Origin of the sequence: Streptomyces hainanensis, from assembly GCF_004348415.1 — a bacterium.
Classification (GTDB): Bacteria; Actinomycetota; Actinomycetes; order Streptomycetales; family Streptomycetaceae; genus Streptomyces; species Streptomyces hainanensis.
Genome location: NZ_SMKI01000034.1, coordinates 20754 through 27487, shown reverse-complemented (window position 1 = coordinate 27487; position 6734 = coordinate 20754). Strand labels below are relative to the sequence as shown.

Genomic DNA, 6734 nt, shown 5'->3' with positions numbered 1-6734 from the left:
TCCCCGAGCTGTCGACCGAGGAGCGCGCCGCCACCTGCCACACCCTGCTCGTCCGGCGCGCGTCGTTCCAGCACGTCATGCCGGCCCCCGCCGACCTCCCCCTGCTGGCGCACCTGCGCGAGGGAGGCGCCTCCGACGACACCGCGGGCGGCGACGTGCCGTCCCCGCCGGGCAGTTACGCCGTGGTCTTCGGCAGCCGGTTCCCGCAACCGCCCGCGGCGAAGCGGCCGCCGCTGCGGCACGCCGCGCACCTGGTGTCCCTCGAAGGCGTCGACCACCTCCTCGGCACCGATCCAGGCGCCGACGTGCGCCTGGTGTCGCTGTGGGCCTGGAGCTTCGACAACCAGGCCGAGGGCCCCAAGGACTTCGCGAGCCACGCCCACGCCCTGGCCGCCCAGGCCGACACCACGCCCTACAACCTGCTGAGCCTGCCGCGTCCCGGCGCCGCCGACGCCAAGGCCACCGACCCCGAGATCGTCGAGCGGCTGCGCCGCGGCTACGTGCCGCTCGAGCACCACACCGCGGCCGGCGAGCGGACCTTCGCCTGGTACCGCGGCCCGCTCACCCCCGTGCCCGCCGTCGCCCCGGGGATTCAGGGCACCACCCCGTGGTTCCCGCGCAGCGCCGCGGAGGCGCTGCTCTACGACGCCGGCAGCGGGCTGTTCGACGTCAGTTGGGCGGCCGCCCACGCGCTCGGGCACTCCCTGGCCCTCGCCGACGCCGGGTTCGCCACCGCCTACGTCCAGAAGCTGCGCGCCGCCCGCCACGACAAGGACGTCAGCAGCGCCAACAGCGCCCGGACATACGGCATCAGTACGCCGGCGGCCGGGAACGGGCCCGACCCGCTGCCGTCCGAGACACCCTGGCTGGCCCGCCTCCGGCTGCTGGAGAACGTCCCGTTCCCCTACCTGGTGCCCGACCCGGCGATGCTGCCTCCCGAGAGCATCAGGTTCGGCTATGTCGACACCAGCTGGCTGCACGCCCTGGAGGCGGGCGCCGCCAGCCTCGGGGTCGGCGACCAGCGCGACGTCGAGATCGCGGAGGAGTTCGCGAGCCACCGCGCCACGACCTGCCCGTTGGCGGGGATGCTGCTGCGGTCCACCCTGGTGTCCGCCTGGCCCGGCATCTCCTTCGAGGCCACCGACGCGGACGGCCCGGTGCCCCGGCTGCGCCGCGCCTCGCTGGCCCGCGACGTCCTGCTGGTGCTCTGGGCGCGGCCGCCGAAGCGGGTGACGCTCAACGAGCCGAAGCGCGGCACCCACCTCGGCGTGTACCCGGACAACGGCGGCACGATCAGGCTGCGCCGGGTCGTCGGCGACCCCGTCGGGCAGTTGCTCGGCACCACGCGTCCGCTCGCCGACCATCTCCGCCAGGGCACCCCGGGCGACGTCCGGGTGCTCGACGCGGCCCGCCTGGCCACCGCCTTGCGGGAGCCGCTGGGCCTGGAGGCACCGCCCGGCCCCGCGATGCTCGCGCTCCAACTGATCGCGTCGACCGAGTACCAGGTGTTCGGAGAGGGAGGCTGACCGTGGCGGACGAACTGCCGGTGATCGTGCCGGTCGAGGTGGACGCGCTGGTGGTGAACCAGCGCGTGCGGGCGGACGTCGTCTTCCAGCGCTGGCTGCCCGACTTCCACCTGATCGACCTCCATCTGGACCCGCAGCCCGAGGCGTTCGGCGATGTCGACACCACCTTCGGCGCCGACGAGAAGAACGAGGGCGTGTATCTGCGTTGGCACCTGCCCGAGGCACTGACCAGGGCCGCCCAGAACGTGGAGACCGGGCATCTCCAACCGCCCCTCGCCCCCAACCGCTGGCTGGTGGCCCGCTACCTGGGCGCGCCCGGATCCGACCTCGGGCAACAGCCGACGGCCTGGCTGCTGGAGAGCGACCACCTGGACCGGCTGACCGGCGGGGTGCCCTACCTGAAGCCGGCACAGCTCGACGCGCGGCCCACCAGGATCGGCAGGATCCACCTCCTCACCGACGACGGCTGGACGGAACCGAAGGAGCGCCCCAGGCCGTTCCTCACCGCCTTCGGCCCCGGCATGCCGGACTTCTCGGCGTTCCAGCCCTACCACCACGGCGTCTTCTCCCTCCACGACCCGTTGGAAGGGGTGGCCGAGGGCGAGCTGTACTACGCGGTGGCCGGCTGGTACGCGGATCCGGACCTGGCCGATCCGCTGGGGACCGCGCGCGATCCGCTCGCCACGCTCAGGGACTTCGGCTGGGACCTGGGGCTGACCGACCGCCAACTGGCGGACAGGCTGCGGGAGAGGAGACCGCGCGTGTACTGCGCCGGCACCGCGCTGAAGGTCTCCTGGCAGCGGGGCGGCAGGGCCCCGGACTCCGACCGGCCGAAGGGCGCGGACGTGACGGTGGCGGTCGGCGCCACCGGCGTGGACGCCCTCACCGCACTGGCCACCGGCTCACCCACCAGGCTGCCGCTGAGCGCGGAACAGTTGACCGCGCTCCAGCACGGGCTGAACGACCGGCTGGCGGGCGAGCCCGACGCGTTCTACGCCTACCAGCAGTACGTCCACCAGGCCGGCTTCGTGCGCTCGCCCGGCGGCCACCGCTGGACGGTGGAGTTCCGCCCGCCCAGGACCTCCGGGTCTTCCGGGCCCTCCGGGCCCCCGGCCGATCCGCCATGGCTGACGGCGCTCAACGCCGCACAGGAAGCGTACGAGAGCGCGGACACCCGGCTGACCGAGCTGCGCGAGCACCTGTACGCGCTCTGGTGGCTGCGCGAACTCCCCCAACTCCCCGCCGGCTACACCCGGGAGACGTTCGACCAGCCCATCGCCGACGCGCTGGCCGCGGTGCGACTGGCCGTGGCCGTCCGCGACCGACTGCGCCAGGACGTGCCCTGGAGCCCACGCGCCGACGGCTGGGACACGGCGACCACGGAGTGGCTCGCCACCCCCGACCCGCCGAAGCCACTCGCCCCCGGCCAGCTGTTGGTCCGCGTACCCCACCTGCCGTTCCAACGCCCCACCGACCCGGTGGTGGTGCTCGCCGGCGCGCACTCCGGTCGCCCCCTGACCCGGCCCTCGATCCGCTGCCGCTTCCGCGAGGAGCTGGCCCGACCGGCGACACCACCGCAACCCGAGGTCGTCACCGGCCTCCCGGACCCCGTGGCCGGCCTCCTCGGCGAGCTCGCCTGCCTGACCGGCGCGACGATCGAGAGCCAGGGCGTCACCCCGCTGTTCGGCGCGGCCCCCTGGCGGCAGCCATGGTCGCCGCTCTACCTGCTGTGGGAGGTGGAGTACTTCCCGGTGCCGTTCACCGAGGGCACCTGGCGGTTCGACGGGTCCGACCACGTCTGCGACACCCTCCCGTCCACCCAGCCGGCGCCGGTCACCTTCCGGGGCCGGCAGTTCGTCACCCCGCACCTGACCCACAACCTGCGACAGCAGATCGCCCAGTACGTCCGCGAGCACCCCGAACTCACCAGGAACACCGACACCGCCAAGAAGGCCGTCAAGCAACTGGGGGACCTGTACGACGCGGTGCGCGCGCTCGACCCGCTGTCCCAGTCGCTGACCGGCCTCGGCGAGCGGATCGCCCAGCGGGTGCAGCCCACCGGCGCGCGTCCCGAGGGCGCCATCGGGGACGCGCTGGCGGGCCGGCCACGCTACGGACCCGATCCCGGACGCCCCAAGGAGCCGTTCAGGGACTGGCCCGACTCGCTCTTCCAACAGGTACGCGCCGGCCAGTTCCGCATCACCCGCCTGATGGTGGTGGACGCCTTCGGCCAGGCCGTCGACGTCGTCGACAACACCAACCAGCGGACGTTCACGCTCCACCCGGCCCCCGACCTGACGCCCAAGGCGTCGATGGACTCCCTCCCCGACTCCCGGTTCATGGAGCTCAAACCACGCCTGTGCCAACCGTCCCGGCTGCGCCTCGCCCTCCAGGACGCCGGGGCCCGCGAACCGGGCCCGGTCGCCGGCTGGTTGACGCACAACCTCGTGGACGCGGCGCTGATGGCGTACACGCCGGACGGCGTCGGGGTGTGCGAGCTGCGCGTGGCGGCCGACGAGAGCGCCGGGCGGGCGGTCGTCGTCGAGCCGCTGCCGGGCGCGACGCTCCCCCAGGGTGGCGGGCTGCCACCCGACCTGCGGGACTCCTCCCCGAAGCTGTACGCCTTCCTGAACTCGCTGCTCGGCGCCCCGGCACGGTTCCGCGCACTGCTCGCCACCATGGACGGCGCCCTGCCGACCATCGGCCGCGCCGCAGAGGCCGCCACCCCGCACGCCTCACTGGTCGGCCGCCCCCTGGCGCTGGTCACGGCCCAGGCGGCCATGGAGCTCGACGGCCAGCCGGTCACCGACCCCAGCTGGCAGTACGTGTTCGACCAGCAGGCCGCCGACCGGCAGCGCCGCGCCTTCCTCGACCGGCGCTGGCCGGTACGGCTCGGCGAGGCGAACCGGGTGGGCGACGCCCTGGTCGGCTACTACGTCGAAGACGACTGGACCGCCCTGTACGCCCCACGTCCACCGGCCGACCTCCGGGGATACGTGCACTCGGCGGCCCCCGGCGGCGCGACCGTCGACCTGGCCATGGACTCCCGAGCCACCCGGCTCACCCTGCTGCTCGACCCCTACGCCCCGGTGCACGCCGCCTGCGGCATCCTGCCCGTCCAGGCACTCGCCCTGCCCGCCGACATCATCCAGGGCCCCCTGAGCCGGCTCCGCGCGGCGTTCCGCGCCGGCCCGCTGCTGACCACGAGCCGGGACGGCGCCCTGCTGCTCGCCGGGCCTCCCACCTCCACCGGCGGCTGGCAGTGGGCCCAGCCCCGCTGGGAGCCGGGGGCCACCACCGGCACCTGGGAGTACCTGCGGCTCGCGCCCCCGGACCAGACCGCGCGGCTCGACCAACGGCCCGTCGTACGGCAGGGGATGCTGCGCCTCACCGACCAACCGGCGTCGACGTGACCGGCCTGACCGTGTACCCGTACCTGCGTCCGCCCGGCGCGGAACCGCCGACGGCGCCGTCCCGCCTGTACCGCTTCGATCTCCGGGCCCCGGACGCCGCGTTGACGAACTCCGGCGCGGTCGCCGGCGTCCAGGCCGCGGACCTGCTGTCGATCTTCGACGGCGGCTTCCGCGCGTTCGGCACCTGGTACGACCTCGACCTGCACGTCGCCGCCCCACCCGCCTCCTGGTTCAACGCCGGCGACGGATTCGTGTCGCTCGCCGAGGACGTGGGCACCGCGATCCCCCTCTTCGCCCGCTGGCGGGGCGCGACGGGCGACGGCGACGGCAGCGCGACCCTGGCCCAGCGCCTGACCAGGCTGCTGACCCAGCAGCGCTCCTGGCGCGACCTCAGCCCCGCCAAGCAGGTCGAGACCGACACCCAACTGGCCCTGGTCGCCCAGGCCGAGAAGACGGCCGGCTGGCTGACCGGCTGGCTCTACACCATCCGCCCCAGCCGCTTCATGGTGCACGTGGCGAGCAACCTGCTCGACGCGAGGCAGCGGCAGGGAACCCCGGACGCGCGGCGCGCCGCCGCCGTCGGCGGCGAATGGGTGGCGCCCTGCCGCGTACCGCCGGCGGCCGTCCTCGAAGCGGTGCGGATCGAGGTCACCGTCACCGCCGGACGGAACGCGGGCGACGGCCGCCCGGTACGGACCGTGCAGGCCCGCGTCGGCGACCAGGTGCGGACCAACCCGAAGCGGAGCGACGACGACTACGACCCCTTCACCCGGCGCGCCGAGAGCCGCTGGGACGGACTGATCAGCTACCAGGCGCCCCCGGGCGATCCGCGTCTGCCCGGCCATGTCGACTTCCCCGTCGCGCAGTTGAGCGGCACGTGGCAGGGGGCGGCCGAGTACTGGAAGGCGGACGGGAGCCGCCGGGAGCCGAGCCACGCCAAGGAGGGCATCCCCCTCACCACACCGCAGAAAGGCACCACGACCGGTGGGTAACCCGACGACGTTGCTGGACTACGAGATCATCGCCTCGCCGTATCCGTTGGTCGCCGCGCGGAGCACGGCCTCGCCCCCCGCCAGTCTCGACCTGGTGGTCTCCAACAGCGGCAGTGAGGTGGTCTACTGCAAGTGGATCGCGGTGACCGTGCCGGTCGGCGACCTCGCGCAGTCCCTCACCACGGACTTCTCCGCCATCCGGGCCTCGGCCAACCCCAGCGGGGACTGGTCCTTCGACAAGGTGACGGACAACACGCTGTACGGCGTCCCCCAGGACGAGAAGGCGGTGTTCGCGGGCAAGCCGACGACCGACCCGGCCAGGGTCGCGGAGAACGGCGTCATCCTCGGCCTCTACAACATCCCCGTCAACAAACAGCCGGGCATCACCTCGCTGCACATCCGGGAGAACGTCAGCCGGGACGGCACGACATGGACCCGGAACGACCGCTATCTGCGCCTGGTGAAAGGCACCGTTGCCCGGACCAACGAGCCACGTAGCTTCTACGCCTCCCCGTCGGACGTCGACCGCGCCACCGAGGTGACCCTGCACTGGGACGGCTCGCCCGACCTCGGCTACTGGATCGAGCGGCCCGACGGGAAGGACCCCGCCCCGGTACCCGACCCCACGTCGTACAAGGTCGGCAGGATCGACCGCACGACGACCTTCCACCTCCTGGTCAGGGACACCAGGGACGAGCAACACCAGGTCCGTTACCGCCTCAGCACCACCGTCACGGTCCGGAACCCCAAATATGACGCGGCGCAGGTGCGCAACCTGCTCGTCGGCGAGGAGTGACCCCACC

Annotated in this window: 3 protein-coding genes and 1 pseudogene; all 4 read left to right on the top strand. The window is 73.6% G+C overall.

The annotated features are described in order from the left end of the window. Window positions 1–1526 (top strand): annotated as a pseudogene (locus E1283_RS37050) (hypothetical protein); the annotation flags it as partial. Between the two features lie 2 nt (window positions 1527–1528). Then, on the top strand, window positions 1529–4939 hold the full coding sequence (locus E1283_RS05250) for a hypothetical protein (RefSeq protein ID WP_132816687.1): 3411 nt from the start codon (window positions 1529–1531) through the stop codon (window positions 4937–4939). Then, window positions 4936–5931: a hypothetical protein gene (locus E1283_RS05245; RefSeq protein WP_132816686.1), complete on the top strand. Its 996-nt coding sequence runs from the start codon at window positions 4936–4938 to the stop codon at window positions 5929–5931. The genes E1283_RS05250 and E1283_RS05245 overlap by 4 nt, the downstream gene beginning before the upstream one ends. Then, window positions 5924–6727, top strand: coding sequence for a hypothetical protein (locus E1283_RS05240; RefSeq protein WP_132816685.1), 804 nt, complete (start codon window positions 5924–5926; stop codon window positions 6725–6727). The genes E1283_RS05245 and E1283_RS05240 overlap by 8 nt, the downstream gene beginning before the upstream one ends. The last annotated feature ends 7 nt before the right edge of the window (window positions 6728–6734 follow it).